Consider the following 19,446-nt stretch of genomic DNA (forward strand, 5'->3'; position numbering starts at 1 on the left):
GGCTGGCGGTGGCCGGGCGGCTGGCGCAGGAGCTGAACCTGCCGCTACCGGAAGCGCCCTGGCACACCCATCGCGACCGCATCGCGGAGGCCGCTTCGGCTTTCGCTATTCTGGCTGGAACCTGCGGCAAGATCGCGCGCGACGTTTCGCTGATGATGCAGACCGACGTCGCGGAGGCCTTCGAGCCCGCGGGCGAAGGCCGCGGCGGCTCCTCGACCATGCCGCACAAGCGCAACCCGGTCGCCGCCGCAAGCGCGCTGGGCGCCGCCACAATGGCCCCGCAGCTTGCAGCGACGATATTTGCGGCCCAAGTGCAGGATCATGAGCGCAGCGCGGGCCCCTGGCACGCGGAATGGCCGACGCTGCCGCAATTGATGCTGGTCGCCTCAGGCGCGCTGGCGGCCATCGTCGACATCGCCGAAGGCCTCGACGTCGACGCCGCGCGCATGCGCAGCAATCTCGATGCGACGCACGGCCTGATCATGGCGGAAGCTGTCACCTTCGCGCTGGCCGACAAGATCGGCAAGAGCGATGCGCATCATCTCATCGAGACCGCCAGCAAGCGCGCGGTCGCCGAGAAGAAACATTTGCGCGAGGTGCTGACGGCCGATTCGCAGGTCACTGCCCATCTTTCTCCGGAAAAAATTGCGGCATTGTTCGAGCCGATGGCCTATCAAGGGGCTTCCCAAGCCTTGATCGACCGGCTGCTCGACAGCCTCGACCGCGAATAAGAACCGCAAAGCACGACGGAGACGCCGCATGCCCATGATCGATGCCGACGGTTGCCTGCTCAACGTCTCCGTCGAGGGCCGCGACGGCGGGCCGACGCTGATGCTGTCCAACTCGCTCGGCTGCACGCTGCAGATGTGGGAGCCGCAGATGAAGGCGCTGACGCAGGTGTTCCGCGTCATCCGCTACGACCGCCGCGGCCACGGCAAGTCAAACGTTGCGCCCGGCCCCTACACCATGGAGCGCTTCGGCCGCGACGTGCTCGCGATCCTCGACGACCTCAACATCGAGAAGGTGCATTGGTGCGGCCTGTCGATGGGCGGCATGGTCGGGCAATGGCTCGGCGCCAACGCGCCGGAGCGCTTCGGCAAGCTCATCCTCGCCAATACCTCCTGCTACTATGCCGAGCCGACCAAATGGCTGGAGCGCATCGACGCCGTGAAGAAGGGCGGTATCGCCGCGGTCGCCGATGCCGTGATCGCGGGATGGCTGACGCAGGACTTCCGCGAGCGCGAGCCTGACATCACCGCGAGGATGAAGTCGATGCTGCTCGCCTCCCCCGTCGAAGGCTACCTCGCCTGCTGCGAGGCGCTGTCGACGCTCGACCAGCGCGCGCTGCTGCCGAAGATCAAGAGCCCAACGCTGGTGATCGCCGGCCGTCACGACATGGCGACGCCGATCTCGGCGGGCGAGTTGATCCGCTCGAATATTCCGGGCGCAAGCATGACCATCATCGACGCCGCGCATATTTCCAACGTCGAGCAGCCGCACGCGTTTACGGACGCGGTGGTGGGGTTCTTGACGCAACGCTAGTTGTTGTCACCGTCATTCCGGGGCGCCTCGAAGAGGCGAACCCGGAATCTCGAGATTCTCAGGTGCGCAATTGCGCACCATGGTTCGATGCTTCGCATCGCCCCGGAATGATTGACTGGAGGCACCACAATGGACGACCAGAAGCGCCGCGATGCCGGCATGAACGTGCGCCGAAAGGTGCTGGGCAATGCCTGGGTCGACAAGTCGATCGCGAACCGCAATGCGTTCAACACCGACTTCCAGGACATGATCACCCGCTACGCCTGGGGTGAAATCTGGACCCGGCCGCATTTCGACGAGCGCACGCGGCGTGTGCTGGTGATCGGCACCATGGTCGCGCTCGGGCAATGGGACGAGTTTCGCCTGCATGTGCGTGCGGCGCTCGCGGAGGGGGGCTTCACCCCCGACGACATCAAGGAAATCCTGCTGCAGCAGGCGATCTATTGCGGCGTGCCGGCGGCGAACCACGCCGTCAAGGAAGCCTCAGCGATTGTGCAGGAGCTCGGCCTGCTCAAGACCTAGCGACGCAGGGATCTCGGCAGGGGTCTCGACGCTCTGCGGAGCCGCATCGGGCCGCTCGATCAGGATCACGATGGCAGCACCGAGCAGCAGCAGCAGCTCGGTGGCGTGCAGCCGGAGCGCGGCCATCTCGCCGACCTTCGAAGCCATCACCATGCTGGCAAACGAGATCAGGCTGCCGATCGCCAGCGCGATCCCGAGCGCCTCGTCGCTGCTGCCGGACTTGCGGGTCCGGGGGACGCAGAGCAGAGCCAGATAGATCGCAAAGAACGCCACCACGGTGAGCCGGCCCAGCGCAAGCAGCCAGGCCGCGCGCACCGTGCTCATCCCTGCCATCTGGAGATGGTCGCTGAGGAACAGCGCGACGGCGACGCTCGGCCGCTCGTAGAGGCCATGCACCGGTGCGACGATGATGTTGAAGGCGACGATGGTCCAGGCCGGAATGAAATAGGCCGCCAGCAGCGCGCCGTTGACCGAGCCTATCCGCCAATTCCTGAACATGCCGCTTCCCGCTTCGTCGACCACGCGCCTTCCGCTGGGAAGGCTTTGCCGGGAGCTAACTCGCATCAGACTGTGGCGGCAATTTAAACCCTTTGTTTACCTTAACTGCCCTGCCCCCGGTCGTTCCGGGGCAATGCGCAGCATTGACGTGGCAACCAACTGCCAAAAAAAGACCCCGCCTTGCGGCGGGGCCTCCTCACTACCCTTCTTTCTCGGGCTCCCAAATTACTTATCCTGCTGGCCGCCCTGCTGCTGGCCGGGGCGATCGCCCTGGCGCATCGGATCGTTCTGCTGCTGCTGTCCAGGTTTCTGACCGCCGCCCTGCTGCTGGCCCGGCTGCTGACCTGGGCGCTGCTGGCCGGGGTTCTGACTCTGCTGACCCGGATTCTGGTTCTGCTGCTTCGTCATTCGGGGAACTCCCTTGTTGGACGTCAGAGGCGAGATAACGGCCGGCATCCGCTTTGGTTGCCCGAGGAACCCGGTTCCTCGCAGTTGCGGAACCGACGGGCCAAATGAGCTCTGTACAAGACCTTCTGCCAGAGCGTGAGCTGTTGCAGCCGCCAGTTCCCTCCTGTTACAAATCCGGAAGAATGCTTAGGGGCTGCCGGGGCCCAAGAAACGGCCCAAGAAACCCACTCTCCTAAGAGCTCCTTTTGAGCCCGCGTCAGGTTTGGTACGGCAGCCCATGGATTACTTCGCCCAGCAGCTCATCAACGGTCTCGTTCTGGGCTCGATCTACGGCCTGATCGCCATCGGCTACACGATGGTCTACGGCATCGTCGGCATGATCAACTTCGCCCATGGCGACGTCTTCATGATCGGCGGCTTCATCGCCCTGATCACCTTCCTGATCCTGATCTCGTTCGGACTGACCGCGATCCCGCTGATCCTGCTGGTCGTGCTGCTGGTCTCGATGGCGATCACCGCGCTCTATGGCTGGACCATCGAACGCATCGCCTACCGGCCGCTTCGCCATTCCTTCCGCCTCGCCCCGATGCTGTCGGCGATCGGCATGTCCTTCGTGCTGACCAATTATTCGCAGGTTGCGCAGGGCGCGCGCGTCAAGCCGATCCCGCCCTTCATCACCGGTGGCTACACCCTGCATGAGAGCACGGACGGCTTCGTGATCCAGCTCTCCAACATCCAGATCATGGTGGTGATCACCACTATCGTGCTGCTGGCGATCTTCACCTGGCTGGTATCGCGCACCCGGCTCGGACGCGACATGCGCGCCTGCGAGCAGGACCAGACCATGGCGGCGCTGCTCGGCGTCGACGTCGACCGCACCATCTCCATGACCTTCGTGATTGGTGCCGCGCTCGCCGCGGTCGCGGGCCTGATGTACCTGCTCTATTACGGCCTCGTCGATTTCTTCATGGGCTTCGTCGCCGGCATCAAGGCGTTCACCGCTGCCGTGCTCGGCGGCATCGGCTCGCTGCCGGGGGCCATGCTCGGCGGCCTCGCGATCGGCCTGATCGAGACGTTCTGGTCGGCCTATTTCTCGGTCGAGTACAAGGACGTCGCAGCGTTCTCGATCCTGATCGTGGTGCTGATCTTCATGCCGACCGGCCTGCTCGGCCGTCCCGAAGTCGAAAAAGTCTGACGGTCGCGCGCGTGACAGCTCCCTCGACCAACACGGCCAAACCTGCAACTGGCATCTCCGCTCTCCTGAAGACGGCTTTCGTCAATGCGCTGATCGCGTTGGTGCTGTTCTCGCTGATGATCGGCATCCGCACCGAGGCGGGCTCCTCCGGCCAGCTCACCTATTGGACCCGCTTCGGCGACCTCGCGTCCATCGTCGCCGCCGTGTTCGGCGGCTCGATCGCGATCGAGCTGCTTCGGCAATGGATCGGCCCGACCGGCGCCGAGAAGCTGGTGCCGCCGGCGGTGCAAAGCGGCATATCGTTCATTGGCCGCTACCTCGCGCCGGCGCTCCTGATCTTCACGCTGCTGGTGCCGGTGATCTTCTATAACCAGCGCTACATCCTCGACCTCGCGATCCTGGTGCTCACCTATGTCATGCTGGGCTGGGGATTGAACGTCGTGGTTGGGCTCGCGGGCCTGCTCGATCTCGGCTACGTCGCCTTCTATGCTGTCGGTGCCTATTCCTACGGACTGCTCGCCACCAATTTCGGCTGGTCGTTCTGGATCTGCCTGCCGCTCGCCGGCATCCTCGCCGCCTTCTGGGGCGTCCTGCTCGGCTTCCCCGTGCTGCGCCTGCGCGGCGACTATCTCGCCATCGTGACCCTCGCCTTCGGCGAGATCATCCGCTTGGTCATCATCAACTGGCAGGATCTCACCGGCGGCCCCAACGGCGTCTCCGGCATTCCCCGCCCCACCTTCTTCGGTATCCCGCTCGACAACAGCGACGACGGGCTCGCCGCCAGGCTCGGCATCGAATATTCGCCGACGCACCGCATCGTCTTCCTGTTCTACCTGATCCTGGCGCTGGCGCTGCTCACCAACTGGGCGACGATCCGCCTGCGCCGCCTCCCGATCGGACGGGCCTGGGAAGCCTTGCGCGAGGACGAGGTCGCCTGCCGCGCGCTCGGCATCAACACCACGACCACCAAGCTCACGGCGTTCGCGACGGGTGCGATGTTCGGCGGCTTTGCCGGCGCGTTCTTCGCCACCCGGCAGGGCTTCATCAGCCCGGAATCCTTCACCTTCCAGGAATCGGCGCTGGTGCTCGCCATCGTCGTCCTCGGCGGCATGGGCTCGCAGCTCGGCGTCGCGCTGTCCGCGCTCGCCATGATCGGCGGCTTCGAACTGTTCCGGAGCCTGGAGGGCTATCGCATGCTGGTGTTCGGCATGGCCATGGTGCTGATCATGATCTGGCGGCCGCGCGGCCTTATCGGCCATCGCGCACCGACCGTGTATCTGACCAAGGCGCAAGCGATCTCCTCCGACCTCGTCAAGGAAGGGCACGGATGAGCGGCGACAAGATTCTCAGCGTCGACCGGCTCGCCATGCGTTTCGGCGGCATCGTTGCCGTGCAGGACCTTTCTTTCGCCGCCGAGCGGAAGAAGATCACCGCGTTGATCGGGCCGAACGGCGCCGGCAAGACCACCGTCTTCAACTGCATCACCGGGTTCTACAAACCGAGCGGCGGCGCCATTCGCCTCAGCCATGCCGGCGGCAGGACGATCGCGCTGGAGCGGCTGAACGATTTCCGCATCGCCAAGCAAGCCAAGGTGGCTCGCACCTTCCAGAACATCCGGCTGTTTCCCGGCATGACCGCGCTGGAAAACCTGATGGTGGCGCAGCACAACGCACTGATGCGCGCCTCCGGCTTCACCTTCCTCGGCCTGATCGGCGCTCCCGGCTATCGCGATGCCGAAAAGCGCGCGATTGATCTCGCCACGGACTGGCTCAAGCGGGTCAATCTGCTCGACCGCGCCGACGATGCCGCAGGCAATTTCGCCTATGGCGACCAGCGCCGGCTCGAGATCGCGCGCGCAATGTGCACCGAGCCCGCGCTTCTGTGCCTGGACGAGCCCGCCGCCGGCCTCAATGCGCGCGAGAGCGCGGCCTTGAGCGAGCTCCTGCTCTCGATCCGCGACGAGCTCGGCACCTCGATCCTCCTGATCGAACATGACATGTCGGTGGTGATGGAGATCTCCGACCACATCGTGGTGATGGACCATGGCGTCAAGATCGCCGAAGGCACGCCGCGCGAGGTCCGCGACGATCCCAAGGTGATCGCCGCCTATCTCGGCGCCGACGAGGAAGAGGCGGCGGCCGTGATGGAGGGCGGGTCGTGACCGCGGCGCCCTCTCCCCTGCTCGCGATCCGGGGCTTGCGCGCCGCCTACGGCAAGATCGAGGCGCTGAAGGGCGTCGACGTCGAGATCAATGCCGGCGAGATCGTGGCGCTGATCGGCGCCAACGGCGCCGGCAAGTCGACGCTGATGATGACGATCTTCGGCAAGCCGCGCGCCCGCGCCGGCCAGATCCTGTATGAAGGCCGCGACATCACCGACGTCCCCACCCACGAGATCGCGCATTTGCGTATCGCGCAATCGCCGGAGGGCCGCCGCGTCTTCCCGCGCATGAGCGTGGCGGAAAACCTCCAGATGGGGGCGGATGCCACCGAATGCACGGAGGGCGAACGCGAGGCGACGCTGGAACGCGTCTTCACGCTGTTTCCGCGCCTGAAGGAACGCTACGCCCAGCGCGGCGGAACGCTGTCCGGCGGCGAGCAGCAGATGCTGGCGATCGGCCGCGCCTTGATGAGCCGTCCCCGCCTGCTCCTGCTCGACGAGCCCTCGCTTGGCCTTGCGCCGCTGATCGCGCGCCAGATCTTCGATGCGATCCGCACCCTGAACCGGCAGGACGGCCTGACCGTCCTGATCGTCGAGCAGAACGCCAACCACGCCCTCAAGCTCGCCCATCGCGGCTACGTCATGGTCAATGGCCTGATCACGCTGGCCGGTACCGGCGCCGAATTGTTGCAGCGCCCCGAGATTCGCGCTGCCTACCTGGAGGGCGGCCGGCACGGCTGACCGGCCGGCAAGCCCGACCCGCGTGCGGCCGAATGTGGCGAGATATCTCTGCCGATGCCCGTATTTTGCCGGTGACTTCTCGGTAAATTCATTCGAGAATGGCGTCGGTTTGGACCGGGCACGCCCGGCAACTTCCACAGGCGACCACCCGCGAGGTATCTCATGAAGTCACTGAAGCTCATCGGTCTGGCATTCGGCGCGTCGATCGCGCTGTCGAGCGCGGCGTTCGCGCAGGATGTCACCGTCGCAGTCGCAGGCCCGATGACCGGCGGCGAGTCCGCCTTCGGCCGCCAGATGAAGAACGGCGCCGAAATGGCCGTGGCCGATATCAATGCCGCAGGCGGCGTCAACGGCAAGAAGCTCGCGCTTTCCGTCGAGGACGACGCCTGCGACCCGAAGCAGGCGCGCTCGATCGCCGAAAAGATCGCCGGCGCGAAAATCCCGTTCGTGGCCGGGCACTATTGCTCGTCGTCGTCGATCCCGGCTTCGGAAGCCTATGCCGACGGCAACGTGCTGCAGATTACGCCGGCCTCGACCAATCCGCTGTTCACCGAGCGCAAGCTCTGGAACGTGGCGCGCGTCTGCGGTCGTGACGATCAGCAGGGCCTGATCGCGGCGCAGTACATCGCCAAGAACTTCAAGGGCAAGAACATCGCGATCCTCAACGACAAGACCACCTACGGCAAGGGTCTTGCCGATGAGACCAAGAAGGCGCTCAACAAGGCCGGCGTCACCGAGAAGATGTACGAGTCCTACAACAAGGGCGACAAGGACTTCAACGCGATCGTCTCGCGCTTGAAGCGCGACAACATCGACCTCGTCTATGTCGGCGGGTACCATCAGGAGAGCGGCCTGATCCTGCGTCAAATGCGCGACCAGGGCCTCAAGACCGTGCTGATGGCCGGCGACGCGCTCGCCGACAAGGAATACGCCTCCATCACCGGCCCGGCCGGCGAAGGCACGCTGTTCACCTTCGGCCCCGATCCGCGCAACAAGCCGACCGCGAAGAAGATCGTCGAGGCTTTCAAGGCCAAGAATATCGACCCGGAGGGCTACACCCTCTACACCTACGCGGCGATGCAGGTGTGGTCGCAGGCGGCCAAGAAGGCCGGCACCACCGACGCCAAGAAGGTCATGGAGGCGATGAAGGCCGGCAAGTGGGACACCGTGATCGGTCCGGTCGAGTATGACGCCAAGGGCGACATCAAGCAGATCGACTACGTCGTCTACAAATGGGACGCCAAGGGCAACTATGCCGAGATCAAGGGCAACGGCACCTAAGCCCGCTTGCCGCGCCCTCGGACCGCCATACGATCGTCTCCACGCCCCGGCTTGCCCGCGGCGTTTCTTTTCGCAGCGGGTTCAGACGGCTGCAGGCAGCTCGCCGCTGGCCGCGGCCTGGGCTTTCCGAAGCGCTTGCAGGAGATCGTTCGGCCGAAACGGTTTCTGCAGGCAGACCACGTTGGCCAGGTGGGACGACTGCTCCATGAAATCCAGCGCCGTCATTCCGGACACCGCAACGACGGGAAGCCCCGGCGCCTGCTCGCGCAGGGTCGCGATGACGTCGACACCGCTGACGTCGCCAAGGAAAATATCGACAATCGCCGCGTCAAAAGAGCCTTCCGCGAAGGTTTTCAGCCCGGCCGCACCGCTGTCGGCCTCGGCAACCTCGTAACGGTTGACCCGAAGCACGATCGCGACCATCGCGCGCACGTCCTTCTGGTCGTCGATGATGAGAATACGAGGCATGGGAATGACCCCCACAGATTGATCCAAATCGTATGATTCAAACCTGGAACCCGCCGCGGCGGCAGGGCATTATGACACCGCCCAGTAAAGCGCATCTTACCCGATCCCTTTTCCGCGCTCCCACCAAAATTAAGTAAGCTGTAACCTTCGGTTGAGTCGTCACTGCAACAGTTCACGACACGCGCCCGGAACGGGCTACCGTGGGGGGCCGTCAAGTCTGCCGTATCCTGGAACTGCGGAGATGCTCAAAACGGGTCTGCATGAGATGAACGTGCCTGCGATCGACCGAAGCACATTTCTTTCAACTCTGCCGGCCGCATCGGCCGACCGGACCGCGGCAATGTGGATCGTCGGCATCTCTTCGATCCTGTTCGCCTTGGCCGTGCCGTTTGCAGGTATCCAACTGCCGCCGGTCCCCGCCTTCGTCGCGAGCTACCAATCCGCCCTGGCTGTGAGCGACATCATCACGGCTGTGCTGTTGCTGTCGCAGTTTTCGGTGCTGCGGACCCGCGCCCTGTTGTGGCTGTCGACCGGCTACCTGTTCACCGCCGCGGCAGCGCTGGTCCATGCCCTCACCTTTCCCGGCCTGTTCGCGCCGACCGGGCTGTTTGGCGCCGGCAGTCAGACCACGGTCTGGCTCTACATGGTCTGGCACGGCGCCTTCCCGCTGTTCGTGCTGGGCTATGCCTGGCTGAAGGAAAAGGACGGCGGCCCCAGGGTCCGGGGCACGACAAGCAACGTGATCTACGCCATCGTGCTCGGCGTCGTCGCGACCATGGCTGCCTTCACCTGGATCGTCACCGCCCAGCACGATCTGTTGCCGGTCCTGCTCCGCGACAGCCGATACACACCGACCATGATCGGGGTCGTGTCTTTTGTTTGGTCGCTGAGCTTCGCCGCGCTCATTTCACTGTGGTTCAGGCGCCCGCATTCGGTGATCGACATATGGCTCATGGTCGTGATGTGCGCATGGCTGTTCGACATCGCGCTGTCTGCGATCGTCAACGTCGTGCGCTTCGATCTCGGTTTCTACGCTGGCCGTCTTTATGGCCTCTGCGCGTCGAGCTTCGTGCTGGCGGTGCTGTTGATCGAGAACGTTCGCCTCCAGGCCCGGACGGTGGGTCTTGTCGGCAGGCTGCGCGAGCAATCGGCGTCGGATCGCGACTTCTACGGCAAGCGCCTCGCCCTGTATGGCGCCGTCGTCGAATCCTCCAACGACGCCATCATCACCCAGTCGCTCAACGGCGCCATCACCGGCTGGAACCGTGCCGCCGAGCACCTGTTCGGCTATTCCGCCGCAGAGGCCGTCGGCAAGCCGATCGACATCATCGTGCCGGAGGACCGCAAGCCGGAAGTCAGGAGCATTCTCAATCGCATCAGCAGCAACGAGTCGATTGCCCAGCACGAGACGGTCCGTCTCAGGAAGGATGGTCGCGCGCTCGACGTCGTCCTCAACGTCTCGCCACTTCGGGCGGAGAGCGGCGAGATCATCGGCGCCTCCAAGATCGCCCACGACATCACCGAGGAGAAGCAATCCAGGGAAAAGCTTCGCCGCGAGATCGAGGAGCGCCAGCGCATCTTCGAGACTTCGCAGGACCTGATCCTGGTCACCGACGGTTTCGGCAATTTCATCCAGGTCAGCCCCAGCGTGAAGGACATCCTGGGCTTCAGCCCGGAAGATCTGATCGGGCACAGCGCCACCGAGTTCATTCACCCCGACGACCTCGATAGAACCCGGGAGGAGATGCGCGCGGCGCGGCGCGGCGCGGTCAAGCGCAGCTTCGAGGCGCGCTACTATCACTACGACGGTCACGAGGTCACGCTGAACTGGATGGGCACCTGGTCCGAGCCGGTGAAGCGTCACTTCTTCATCGGCCGGGATCTCACGGAGAAGCAGGCCGCCGAAGCCCAGTTCCGGCAGGTCCAGAAAATGGATTCCATCGGTCAGTTGACCGGCGGCGTCGCTCACGATTTCAACAACGTGCTGACCGTCATCACCGGCACGATCGGCATCTTGTCCGACGCGGTCGCCGACCGGCCCGAGCTGGCTGCGATCACCAAGCTGATCGACGACGCCGCCGAGCGCGGTGCGCAGCTGACCAAGCACCTGCTTGCCTTCGCCCGCAAGCAGCCGCTCCAGCCCCGCGAGATCGACGTCAATGCGCTGGCACTCGAAGCCGCCAAGCTGTTGCACCCCACTCTGGGCGAGCAGATCACCATCATGCCGCAGCTCACCGAGGATGCATGGCCGGCTCTGGTCGACCCCGGCCAGCTTTCCACGGCGATCCTCAATCTCGCGCTGAACGCGCGTGACGCGATGCCCGATGGCGGCACCCTCGTGCTGGAGACCCGCAACGTCTTCCTCGACGACGGCTATGCCAGCATGAATGCCGACATGGTCGCCGGCAGTTACGTGATGATCGCGGTCAGCGACACCGGCTCCGGAATTCCGCCGGAGTTGATCGACCGGGTGTTCGACCCCTTCTTCACCACCAAGGAGGTTGGCAAGGGTACCGGGCTTGGGCTCAGCATGGTGTTCGGCTTCGTCAAGCAGTCCGGTGGCCACATCAAGATCTACAGCGAGGAAGGCCACGGCACGAGCGTCAAGATCTACCTGCCGCGCTCGAGCGGCGTGCAGGAGACCGAGATCGAAGTGCTCCAGAACGCGCCCATCACGGGCGGCGACGAGAAGATCCTGATCGTCGAGGACGACGCACTGGTGCGGCAATACGTGGTGACCCAGGTCAAGAGCCTCGGCTACACCGCGCTCGAGGCCGCCAACGGCGCGGAGGCCCTGACCATCATCGACAACGACAAGACCATCGACCTGCTCTTCACCGACATCATCATGCCGGGCAACATGAACGGCCGCCAGCTTGCCGATGAAGCCGCCCGCCGCCGCCCCGACCTCAAGACGCTGTTCACCTCGGGCTACACCGAGAACGCCATCGTCCACCACGGCCGGCTGGATTCCGGCGTGCTGCTGCTGGCAAAGCCCTACCGCAAGTCCGAGCTTGCCAAGATGCTCAGGACGGCACTGGCGAGTTGAGCCTGCGTCCTCTCTGCGCTATCGCAGGTCGCGAACTGCACTCAACGATGAGGCCGCCTTGAAAAATCTGCTCACCGATATTGCCGGCGTCCGCGTCGGCCATGCCGAAGATACGAAAGTGGCCTCCGGCACGACCGCGATCATCTTCGACCAGCCGGCGGTCGCGGCGATCGACGTCCGCGGCGGCGGCCCCGGCACGCGCGAGGACGCGCTGCTCGATCTCGCCAACACCGTCGAGCGCGTCGACGCGATCGCACTGTCAGGCGGTTCCGCGTTTGGCCTCGATACCGGCGGCGGAGTGCAGGCCTGGCTCGCCGAGCAGGGCCGCGGCCACCGGGTTCGGGAAGCACTGATCCCGATCGTGCCGGGCGCGATCCTGTTTGATCTGCTCAATGGGGGCGACAAGGCCTGGGGACGGTTCTCGCCCTATCGCGACCTCGGCTACGCCGCGGCCGCCGCCGCCGGCACTGACTTTGCGATCGGCAGCGTCGGCGCCGGCCTCGGTGCCACCACCGCAACGTTCAAGGGCGGGCTCGGCTCGGCCTCGGCGGTAACGCCTGATGGCGTCAAGGTCGCCGCGATCGTCGCCGTCAACGCGGTGGGAAGCGTCACCGTCGGCAACGGACCCTGGTTCTGGGCGGCACCGTTCGAGGCGAACGACGAGTTCGGCGGACGCGGCCTGCCGGACAAGTTCACCGACGACATGCTCCGCATGCGCATCAAGGGCGGCCCTGCCGCGAACGCGCGCGAGAACACTACCATTGGCGCAGTCGTCACCGACGCGGTGCTGACCAAGCCCCAGGCCAAGCGGCTCGCGATGATCGCGCACACCGGATTCGCCCGGGCGATCTATCCGGTGCATGCACCGACCGACGGAGACGTGCTGTTTGCGGCCGCGACCGGTGAGAAGCCGATCGATCCGCTGGTCGGCCTCACCGAACTCGGCACCGTCGCGGCCAACGTGGTCGCACGCGCAATCGCCCGCGGCGTCTATAGCGCGGCCGCGCTGCCGTTCCCGGGGGCGCAGCCGTCATGGAAGGACCGGTTCGGCTAGAAACCGAAACGGCGGATACGGCGTTATCCTGGCGGGCCAAGGTGTACCGCCATGCCGTCTTCCGTGATCCGCTTCTTTTGCTATGCGCCGGATACGCGCGAGCTGAAGGTGGCTTTCGTCAGCGGACGCCTCTATGTCTACGAGGATGTTCCGCCCGAGGTCGCCGCCGCGTTCAGGGAAACGCGCTCAAAGGGGGCGTTCTTCAACCACGAAATCCGCGACCGGTACGCCTATCGTGACATCACGCAGGAATATGCCGGCTAATCTCGGATGCCGCTCACACGCTCATCGACATCGACGAACCGGCAGCCGCCGAAGAACCCTGCCCGCCTTGCTGCTGCATCAACTGCGCGAACAGATCGTAAGCCGAGTTGCGGGGGCTGGAGGCGCCCGGCACCGTCGTCGACATCTTGAAGCCGTCGGCATAGGTGACGGTCGTCGTGGTCGAGCCGTCGGCAGCGGTCGTCGTGGTCGAGGTCGATCCGCCGCCGGACTTCGACGAGGAATCCGATCCGTCGCCCGCGCCGCCGGCGCCTTGCGCGTGATGGTGTCCGTGGCCGCTCTTCAGCGCCTTCGACATCTCGTCAAGGCTGACGTTGCCGTCGGCGTTCGCATCCAGCTTCGAGAAGACATCGTCGGCCTGCGCGAGGTTGGTGCCGCCGGCGCCCAGCGCGTCCTCGAACTCGGACTTGGTAATGCTGCCGTCGCCGTCCGCATCGATCTGCGAGAACAGATCCTTGAGCGCAGTCTCCCGGCCCTTCGACATCGAGGACGACGAACTCGACGAAGTCGAGCTCGCCGAACTGCTCGCGCCGTCGGTCGACTGGCTCTGCGCGGCGAGCAGCGCGTTCATGGTCTCCGGCGCGATCTGCGGAGGACTGCCTGAGCCGACCAATGAGGTCGTCATGCTGCCCGTGCTGCTGTCGATCGCGAACGGGTTGGTTGCGCCTTGCGAAGATCCGCCCTTCTGCGTTGACCCGGCCTTCTGCGTCGACGAGGACGACTTCGAGTTCGTCAGCGACTGGATCGCGTCGAGCGCGCTGGACACGGCGCCAAGGGCTAACAGCATTGCACAACTCCAACCGACGCGGCATGCCGCGGCCAATGTTCTGTCGGGTAAGGTCAGCAAGCGTCCTGCCAGCGCAAAAAGTTCAATGAAATCCGCCGCCACCGCGCCTTGGACGGCGCGGGAACACCGGCAATTCATGCCGGTCGCGGCAGAAATTTCCGCCCACAGGAAGCACGCCTGCCCTGCATTGCCCGCCACGGAGGCCCATGTTAGGCGAGGCCCAATCTTCTTTCGGCCGCCACGGGAAACCGCGCCATGACCCAAGCCTTCGCCCCCCGCCCCCTGGCAATCGCGCCCTCGATCCTGGCCTCGGACTTCTCCAGGCTCGGCGAGGAGGTGCGCAGCGTCGACGCCGCCGGCGCGGACTGGATCCATCTCGACGTGATGGACGGTCACTTCGTTCCCAACATCTCCTACGGTCCCGACGTCATCAAGGCGATGCGCCCGCACACGAAGAAGGTGTTCGACGCGCACCTGATGATCTCGCCCTGTGACCCCTATCTCGAGGCCTTTGCGAAAGCCGGCTGCGACCACATCACCGTGCATGCGGAGGCCGGTCCGCATTTGCACCGCTCGCTCCAGGCGATCCGCGCGCTCGGCAAGAAGGCCGGCGTCTCGCTCAATCCCGGCACCCCGGTCAGCACGCTCGAATATGTCCTCGACCTCGTCGACCTCGTGCTGGTGATGTCGGTCAATCCCGGCTTCGGCGGCCAGGCCTTCATCCCTTCCGCGATCGGCAAGATCCGCGACATCCGCGCGATGACGGCCGGACGCCCGATCGATATCGAGGTTGATGGCGGCGTCGGCCCCGATGTTGCAGGTGCGCTCGCCGCGGCCGGCGCCAACGCCTTCGTCGCCGGCACATCCGTGTTCAGGGGCGGCACGCAGGAAGCCTACAAGACCAACATCGCCGCGATCCGCAATGCCGCGCTAGGAGCTCGAGGCGAAGCGATTTGAGCTGGATCAAACGGCATGGGCGGACGGCGGAAAATCCCGCGGCTTTTACGGGTGTTGTGACGCGTATTGCCTAAAATTGCACTCTTGATCCGTACTCATCCGGACTTCACTGATTCGCGCAAATCACCGCAAGTGACTCCTGCCTGCTTTTGACGGGAGCACATCATGACGACGACCCTGGTTTGGACTGGCGTAGCGTTGTGGTTCGGGTTCAACGCGGCGATTGCAACTCGCAGCCTCTTTGTCGCACGACCGGTGAAGACCGCGGCTTGTGCCCGCATCATCCACCTTCATCGTCGCCGGGGCTGAGCGCCATGCAGATCGCACTCGTGAAGCGCCAGCCGAAGCGCAGGTGCCGCATCCCCCGCCGCCCGCATCCGGGCCTCGACTATTTCTTCGGCCGCCTCGAGCGTGCCGATGGCGCACTCGGCGAGGATGCCGGGGCTCGACAATTCGGACCTCGATCATTCGTTCCCGTCGCAGCGCCGACACTGAGACACTCTTTTCCGGACCACCTCCCATGAAACCGCACTGCCCGAACTGCCTCAAGGAAATGACCAAGGCATCCGCGTCGCGTAACCTGTTCAGTTGCGAGCCCTGCCGCGAGATCATCCAGTATTTCGGCGGCAGCGCGGATCACGGCGGGCCCGGCCCGCAATTCTGTTGGCCGATCCGCCGCAAGCGCACCGCTCACTCCGCCCACGCGGCCTGATCCAGCCTCAAATCGGCCAGGCGGCCTATCCCGGCACTTCGCCGGCATTGGGCTCGCCGGCTTCCCCCGCCATCCGCGGCGGCCGTACCACGGTGACGGTGCAGGCCGCTTCCGAAGCCACCTTGGCCGAGACGCTGCCGAGCAGCGTGCGCCTGAACGAGCCCTGCCGCGCACCGATGATGACGTGGTCGACCTGGTTGACCTCGGCGAACTCCAGGATCGCGGCGGCGGGATCGACCGCCTCCAGCACATGAGCCGACAGCCGGCTCTCATCCAGCTTGAGCGGCGTCGCCCAATGCCTGAGCGCGACCAGGCGGTCGATATGCTTGTTGGACCCCTGCTCGTCCAGGGTACGGTCGATCGCGATCCGGTTCAGTTTGAGCACGTTGACACAGGCAAGCCGCGCTGACGGCAAGGTGGCAAGGATGCGCTCGGTGGTCACACGCAGCGCCTCGTTCAACTCCGGTGCGCCTTCCACGGTGTCGAGCGCGACGGCGAGGATAGGGCTCGATGCGATTTGAGCGGCGACATCCGATTTCGCGCGCGGCGCCATGACGCCCTGGTTGAAGCGGCGCCGCCAAGCGACGCCGATGGGGTCGCGCTTCACCCGCTCCGAGCGCGCGGTGAGCTTGACCTGGTCCGGATGGGCGAGATCGAAGGCGAGCTGCGACGCCGTCGGATAGCGCCACACCGGCTCGATCTCGAGACATCGCAACACCACCTCCTGAAGCCAGGGCGGGTAGTCGGCGCGCAAGCTTCGCGGCGGATACGGATCGCGCCACAGCCGGCGCCGCATCGCGCGCATCGTCTCGCCCTCGCCGAAGGGCCGCTCGCCAGTCGTGAAGAAATAGAGCAGCACGCCGAGCGAAAACAGATCGCTGCGCTGATCGTCGCGCACCCCTGACAGCCGCTCGGGCGCCATGTAGGGCGCGGTGCCGTAAGGCAGGCGGAATTCCTCCTGCAGGAGATCCGGCAGGTGGTTGTGATGCGACAGGCCGTAGTCGATCAGAACCGCCTCGCCGCTATCGCGGAACATGATGCTGCTCGGCTTGATGTCGTGATGGATCACGTTCTGGCGGTGGAGATCGGCAAGCGCGGTTGCGATCTTGGCGACGAGCTGCCGCGCCTCGTCGTAAGGCAACGGCAGGTCGGGCAGCCGCTTGTAGAGCGTGGTCCCGCCGATGCGCTCGATCACGACATAGGCCTGGTGCGCGAAATCGCCGGTGCCGAAACAGGCCGGGACGTGCGGACCCGCCAGCCGCGGCAAGATCATCATCTCCATCTCGAAGGAGACGATCGCGGCGGGATCCTCGCCCTCCGACACCCGCGGGATCTTCATCAGCAAGGGCACGTCGATGCCGGGATGGGTGACCGTCCACAACGTCGCCATGCCGCCGGCATGAACGCATTCACCGATGGTGTAACCATCGATCAACGCGCCGGATTTGACCAGGGGCTTCGGCATCGCCGTCAGCGCCCCTGCGAGAGCCGGTCGGCGAGCCAGTGCGGCAGGCCGTTGTCGCGAATCCTGTCCGCCGCGGTCTCGATGTCATAGGGCGCGCGGCAGTAGGTGATCTGGCACGTCTCGGTGTCGAACAATACGAAGGCCGCCGACGGATCGCCGTCGCGGGGCTGGCCGACCGCACCGAGCACGGCGAGCCATTGCCGGCCGCGCAGAAGCTGCACCGGGACGTCGGTCTTCGGGACGAAGCTCGTCATCTTGGCCGTCACCGACATCGAATAGAGCGCGGGACGATGGATGTGGCCGCAAAACGTGACATGAGCGGGCGTTGCAATCAGGCTCTTGGCGGCGTCCACCGTCGAGCGGACATAGTGCCAGCGCTGGGGGCTGGAGGCTTCCGAATGCACGAAGAGACGATCGCTATCCTCCACCAGCATCGGCAGTTCGGTCAGGAACCGCCTCTGCGCGCTATCAAGCCGGCCGCGGGTCCATTCGATCGCGATTTGCGCCTCGGCGTTCATGGTCTCCGTCGGGGAATTGACCGCCTGGTCGTGATTGCCGCGCACGGCGATCGCACCCTGGGCAACGAGCTCCATTGCGGTATCCACCACCCATTCCGGATCGGCGCCATAGCCGACGAAATCGCCGAGCAGGACGAACCGCTCAGCGCCCTTCGCACGGGCAACCTTCAGGCAGGCCTCGAAGGCCTGCCTGTTGCCGTGGATATCCGAAAAGACAGCTAGGAGCACGCACCCTCCACCCTCCAATTCTTATTGAAGGCCGGTAAGGCCAAATTGAGGGAGGTCAAAACCATGCGCCAGCGCCGCGCCGATTACCAGCGCAGCCTTGCGGTGATGATCTTGCGGTGATGATGATGAGCCTATTGCTCGTCCTTTGGCGGCATCCGGGGCGGCGGCAGCGGGGTGAAGCTCACGCCTTGCGCGCCGGCCGGCGGGGCGATGAATTCGCCGGTCGAGGAATCGCCGCCGGTGGTCTCCAAAATGGTCTTGGGCGTCACATATTCGCGGACCATGTCGATGAGGCTGCCATCGCCGCCGCCGAAATCAGCGGCGCGGCCGCCTTGCGGATGTCCCAACGCGATTTCGTTCTCCGCGGCATGGGTCTTGTCGGCGAGCCTGTCGTCGTAGGGCACGCGGAAGGCGCGCGGGATGCCGCTCGGGCGATTGTCCTCGTCGAGCTGCTCGACCCACAGATAGATCGAGCCGGGATCACCCTGAAGCGAATGCGGCTCGACGATGCGGGCCTTCAGCAGCTTGAAAGTCGCCGGCAGCCGGTCGGCACTGGCCCAACCGAGCAGCCCGCGCATTTCGGTGAAGCTGACGACGTAGAAGGCGCTGGTCACGACCACGGCGATCGCCTTCAGCGACCAGTGCAGCCGCGCGTAGACCAGCACGACCAGCAGCAGCGCGCCGATCACGGCGTAGGCGAGCGACAGCGTGAGGATGACCGTTTGCAGGCTAGTCACGGCGCACCCTCGCAGCGTTGTTGCTCACACCGGTCCTCGGGTCGAGATCGGCGCCGTTGCGCCACCCGGTGCGGAACGTCTCCAGCAGCGATTTCGGCCGCTGGTCCACATTGACGACCTTGCCCTCGGCATCGAGCCGGAACCGCACCGCGGTCTTCTCGTCGCCGGTGTGGTCGAGCGTGAACTTGTTGTCGAAGACCACCTGCGCGGTCGGATTGAGCTTCTGCACCTTCACATTGGCCGTGACGGGTTCGCCGGTCGTCGCCACGAAATGCGAGACGTTGACGGTGTATTCGCCGGCGACGATGCCGCGCACCGTGACGATCTCCTCGCGGATCGGCGAGGCGATCTTCTTGCCGTTGACCATGATGAAGTCGTTGGCCCCGCCGCGGTCGTCGCGATCGAGGGTCAGGAAGCCGGCCTCACGATGGCGGTACCAGGCGATATTGCCGACGGGATCCTGCACGAACAGGTCGAGGTCGTCGGGGTGGCTATCCGGCCAGTCCAGCGTGATCATGAACTCGGCCTTGGAATCGATCTTGCCCTCCTTGGCATCAGGGGAGACCGCGAGCAGCGCAAGAAAGAACAGGAACGCGATCACCTGGAGCGCCTTGAACAGCATCACGCCCAGCGGATCGAACGGCTCCTCGCGCGGATAGAGACCGAAATCATCCATCATGACGGGATTCCGACACCCTTGATTCCAGACCCCTTGCGCTCCAGCACCGGCGTCACATAGGTCTCGGTCAGCACCACCGCATCCGAGAACACCCGCTGGGTCGCGGCATCCAGCATGTAGTACTGGATACGGACCAGGATCGAGCCGACGAGGCCGGCGAGCG

Annotated in this window: 22 protein-coding genes and 1 pseudogene; 14 read left to right on the plus strand and 9 right to left on the minus strand. The window is 65.0% G+C overall.

All coding sequences use genetic code 11. The features are described from left to right. From IC66_RS0113815 to IC66_RS0113825, 3 genes are all read left to right on the plus strand, one after another. The coding region (locus tag IC66_RS0113815; RefSeq protein WP_038948020.1) for a lyase family protein at positions 1 to 731 on the plus strand (731 nt) is incomplete at its 5' end. Between the two features lie 28 nt (positions 732 to 759). Beyond that, positions 760 to 1,542 (plus strand): 3-oxoadipate enol-lactonase, encoded by a 783-nt coding sequence (gene pcaD, locus IC66_RS0113820; RefSeq protein ID WP_028142898.1) that lies wholly within the window; start codon positions 760 to 762, stop codon positions 1,540 to 1,542. Between the two features lie 129 nt (positions 1,543 to 1,671). Beyond that, on the plus strand, positions 1,672 to 2,064 hold the full coding sequence (locus tag IC66_RS0113825; protein ID WP_028142897.1) for a carboxymuconolactone decarboxylase family protein: 393 nt from the start codon (positions 1,672 to 1,674) through the stop codon (positions 2,062 to 2,064). On the opposite strand, the gene IC66_RS0113830 is transcribed toward IC66_RS0113825, so the two are convergent. Then, positions 2,026 to 2,562, minus strand: coding sequence for a hypothetical protein (locus IC66_RS0113830; RefSeq protein ID WP_038948021.1), 537 nt, complete (start codon positions 2,560 to 2,562; stop codon positions 2,026 to 2,028). The two genes, IC66_RS0113825 and IC66_RS0113830, sit on opposite strands and share 39 nt — an antisense overlap. A 225-nt stretch (positions 2,563 to 2,787) precedes the next feature. Next, a complete protein-coding gene (locus tag IC66_RS47110; RefSeq protein ID WP_018316535.1) occupies positions 2,788 to 2,970 on the minus strand; it encodes a hypothetical protein in 183 nt (60 codons plus the stop codon). 277 nt (positions 2,971 to 3,247) lie between these two features. Here IC66_RS47110 and IC66_RS0113840 point away from each other — a divergent pair, with 277 nt between their 5' ends. The 5 genes from IC66_RS0113840 (at position 3,248) to IC66_RS0113860 (ending at position 8,347) form a co-directional block, all read left to right on the plus strand. Further along, the gene (locus IC66_RS0113840; RefSeq protein ID WP_028142895.1) at positions 3,248 to 4,165 is read left to right on the plus strand and encodes an ABC transporter permease subunit; all 918 of its coding nucleotides are present in this window, start codon (positions 3,248 to 3,250) and stop codon (positions 4,163 to 4,165) included. Positions 4,166 to 4,176: 11 nt separating this feature from the next. Then, positions 4,177 to 5,496 (plus strand): high-affinity branched-chain amino acid ABC transporter permease LivM, encoded by a 1,320-nt coding sequence (gene livM, locus IC66_RS0113845; RefSeq protein WP_028142894.1) that lies wholly within the window; start codon positions 4,177 to 4,179, stop codon positions 5,494 to 5,496. Continuing rightward, complete coding sequence (locus IC66_RS0113850; protein ID WP_028142893.1) at positions 5,493 to 6,326, plus strand: ABC transporter ATP-binding protein; 834 nt, start codon at positions 5,493 to 5,495, stop codon at positions 6,324 to 6,326. Before livM ends, IC66_RS0113850 begins: the two co-directional genes overlap by 4 nt. Then, complete coding sequence (locus IC66_RS0113855; protein ID WP_038948023.1) at positions 6,323 to 7,066, plus strand: ABC transporter ATP-binding protein; 744 nt, start codon at positions 6,323 to 6,325, stop codon at positions 7,064 to 7,066. Before IC66_RS0113850 ends, IC66_RS0113855 begins: the two co-directional genes overlap by 4 nt. Before the next feature lie 162 nt (positions 7,067 to 7,228). After that, positions 7,229 to 8,347, plus strand: coding sequence for a branched-chain amino acid ABC transporter substrate-binding protein (locus IC66_RS0113860; protein WP_028142892.1), 1,119 nt, complete (start codon positions 7,229 to 7,231; stop codon positions 8,345 to 8,347). 81 nt (positions 8,348 to 8,428) lie between these two features. On the opposite strand, the gene IC66_RS0113865 is transcribed toward IC66_RS0113860, so the two are convergent. Next, positions 8,429 to 8,815 carry a response regulator gene (locus IC66_RS0113865; protein WP_028142891.1) on the minus strand — a complete coding sequence of 129 codons (387 nt, stop codon included), beginning with the start codon at positions 8,813 to 8,815 and terminating at the stop codon, positions 8,429 to 8,431. 241 nt (positions 8,816 to 9,056) lie between these two features. On the opposite strand from IC66_RS0113865, the gene IC66_RS0113870 reads away from it, so the two are divergent. From IC66_RS0113870 to IC66_RS0113880, 3 genes are read left to right on the plus strand one after another with little or no spacing between them, the layout of a single operon-like run. After that, the gene (locus IC66_RS0113870; protein WP_038948024.1) at positions 9,057 to 11,864 is read left to right on the plus strand and encodes a PAS domain S-box protein; all 2,808 of its coding nucleotides are present in this window, start codon (positions 9,057 to 9,059) and stop codon (positions 11,862 to 11,864) included. Positions 11,865 to 11,922: 58 nt separating this feature from the next. After that, entirely contained in the window at positions 11,923 to 12,918 is a 996-nt protein-coding gene (locus IC66_RS0113875) for a P1 family peptidase (RefSeq protein ID WP_038948025.1), read from the plus strand. Between the two features lie 51 nt (positions 12,919 to 12,969). Further along, positions 12,970 to 13,182, plus strand: coding sequence for a KTSC domain-containing protein (locus tag IC66_RS0113880; protein ID WP_028142888.1), 213 nt, complete (start codon positions 12,970 to 12,972; stop codon positions 13,180 to 13,182). Positions 13,183 to 13,195: 13 nt separating this feature from the next. Here the strand turns inward: IC66_RS0113880 and IC66_RS0113885 are convergent, their stop codons facing one another. Then, entirely contained in the window at positions 13,196 to 13,987 is a 792-nt protein-coding gene (locus IC66_RS0113885) for an EF-hand domain-containing protein (RefSeq protein ID WP_038948026.1), read from the minus strand. A 255-nt stretch (positions 13,988 to 14,242) separates the two neighbouring features. On the opposite strand from IC66_RS0113885, the gene rpe reads away from it, so the two are divergent. From rpe to IC66_RS0113900, 3 genes are all read left to right on the plus strand, one after another. Continuing rightward, entirely contained in the window at positions 14,243 to 14,944 is a 702-nt protein-coding gene (rpe, locus tag IC66_RS0113890; RefSeq protein WP_028142886.1) for a ribulose-phosphate 3-epimerase, read from the plus strand. A 165-nt stretch (positions 14,945 to 15,109) separates the two neighbouring features. Further along, entirely contained in the window at positions 15,110 to 15,253 is a 144-nt protein-coding gene (locus IC66_RS47685) for a hypothetical protein (protein ID WP_179879964.1), read from the plus strand. Between the two features lie 211 nt (positions 15,254 to 15,464). Then, positions 15,465 to 15,656: a hypothetical protein gene (locus IC66_RS0113900; RefSeq protein WP_028142885.1), complete on the plus strand. Its 192-nt coding sequence runs from the start codon at positions 15,465 to 15,467 to the stop codon at positions 15,654 to 15,656. A 25-nt stretch (positions 15,657 to 15,681) separates the two neighbouring features. On the opposite strand, the gene IC66_RS0113905 is transcribed toward IC66_RS0113900, so the two are convergent. From IC66_RS0113905 to IC66_RS48255, 5 genes and pseudogenes are all read right to left on the minus strand, one after another. Next, positions 15,682 to 17,121, minus strand: a complete 1,440-nt coding sequence (locus tag IC66_RS0113905) for a serine/threonine protein kinase (protein ID WP_028142884.1) — start codon at positions 17,119 to 17,121, stop codon at positions 15,682 to 15,684. Positions 17,122 to 17,126: 5 nt separating this feature from the next. Next, positions 17,127 to 17,867: a metallophosphoesterase family protein gene (locus tag IC66_RS0113910; RefSeq protein ID WP_038948027.1), complete on the minus strand. Its 741-nt coding sequence runs from the start codon at positions 17,865 to 17,867 to the stop codon at positions 17,127 to 17,129. Between the two features lie 131 nt (positions 17,868 to 17,998). After that, a complete protein-coding gene (locus tag IC66_RS0113920; RefSeq protein ID WP_028142882.1) occupies positions 17,999 to 18,604 on the minus strand; it encodes a hypothetical protein in 606 nt (201 codons plus the stop codon). Continuing rightward, positions 18,597 to 19,283 carry a hypothetical protein gene (locus tag IC66_RS0113925; RefSeq protein WP_028142881.1) on the minus strand — a complete coding sequence of 229 codons (687 nt, stop codon included), beginning with the start codon at positions 19,281 to 19,283 and terminating at the stop codon, positions 18,597 to 18,599. The genes IC66_RS0113920 and IC66_RS0113925 overlap by 8 nt, the downstream gene beginning before the upstream one ends. Continuing rightward, a pseudogene (locus tag IC66_RS48255) lies at positions 19,280 to 19,446 on the minus strand (MotA/TolQ/ExbB proton channel family protein); the annotation flags it as partial. The pseudogene IC66_RS48255 and the gene IC66_RS0113925, both read right to left, overlap by 4 nt.

The sequence above is a fragment of the Bradyrhizobium genomosp. III genome, assembly GCF_000261705.1.
GTDB classification, from domain to species: Bacteria; Pseudomonadota; Alphaproteobacteria; order Rhizobiales; family Xanthobacteraceae; genus Bradyrhizobium; species Bradyrhizobium ottawaense.

Bases quoted from the DNA above. Each gene is read 5' to 3' on its own strand.
- IC66_RS0113885 (WP_038948026.1), bottom strand. From the start codon at position 13,987: ATGCTGTTAGCCCTTGGCGCCGTGTCCAGCGCGCTCGACGCGATCCAG.
- IC66_RS0113865 (WP_028142891.1), bottom strand. From the start codon at position 8,815: ATGCCTCGTATTCTCATCATCGACGACCAGAAGGACGTGCGCGCGATG.
- rpe (WP_028142886.1), top strand. From the start codon at position 14,243: ATGACCCAAGCCTTCGCCCCCCGCCCCCTGGCAATCGCGCCCTCGATC.
- IC66_RS0113850 (WP_028142893.1), top strand. From the start codon at position 5,493: ATGAGCGGCGACAAGATTCTCAGCGTCGACCGGCTCGCCATGCGTTTC.
- IC66_RS0113900 (WP_028142885.1), top strand. From the start codon at position 15,465: ATGAAACCGCACTGCCCGAACTGCCTCAAGGAAATGACCAAGGCATCC.
- IC66_RS47685 (WP_179879964.1), top strand. From the start codon at position 15,110: ATGACGACGACCCTGGTTTGGACTGGCGTAGCGTTGTGGTTCGGGTTC.
- IC66_RS0113860 (WP_028142892.1), top strand. From the start codon at position 7,229: ATGAAGTCACTGAAGCTCATCGGTCTGGCATTCGGCGCGTCGATCGCG.
- IC66_RS0113905 (WP_028142884.1), bottom strand. From the start codon at position 17,121: ATGCCGAAGCCCCTGGTCAAATCCGGCGCGTTGATCGATGGTTACACC.
- IC66_RS0113880 (WP_028142888.1), top strand. From the start codon at position 12,970: ATGCCGTCTTCCGTGATCCGCTTCTTTTGCTATGCGCCGGATACGCGC.
- IC66_RS47110 (WP_018316535.1), bottom strand. From the start codon at position 2,970: ATGACGAAGCAGCAGAACCAGAATCCGGGTCAGCAGAGTCAGAACCCC.
- pcaD (WP_028142898.1), top strand. From the start codon at position 760: ATGCCCATGATCGATGCCGACGGTTGCCTGCTCAACGTCTCCGTCGAG.
- IC66_RS0113830 (WP_038948021.1), bottom strand. From the start codon at position 2,562: ATGTTCAGGAATTGGCGGATAGGCTCGGTCAACGGCGCGCTGCTGGCG.
- IC66_RS0113925 (WP_028142881.1), bottom strand. From the start codon at position 19,283: ATGATGGATGATTTCGGTCTCTATCCGCGCGAGGAGCCGTTCGATCCG.
- IC66_RS0113840 (WP_028142895.1), top strand. From the start codon at position 3,248: ATGGATTACTTCGCCCAGCAGCTCATCAACGGTCTCGTTCTGGGCTCG.
- IC66_RS0113870 (WP_038948024.1), top strand. From the start codon at position 9,057: ATGCTCAAAACGGGTCTGCATGAGATGAACGTGCCTGCGATCGACCGA.
- IC66_RS0113825 (WP_028142897.1), top strand. From the start codon at position 1,672: ATGGACGACCAGAAGCGCCGCGATGCCGGCATGAACGTGCGCCGAAAG.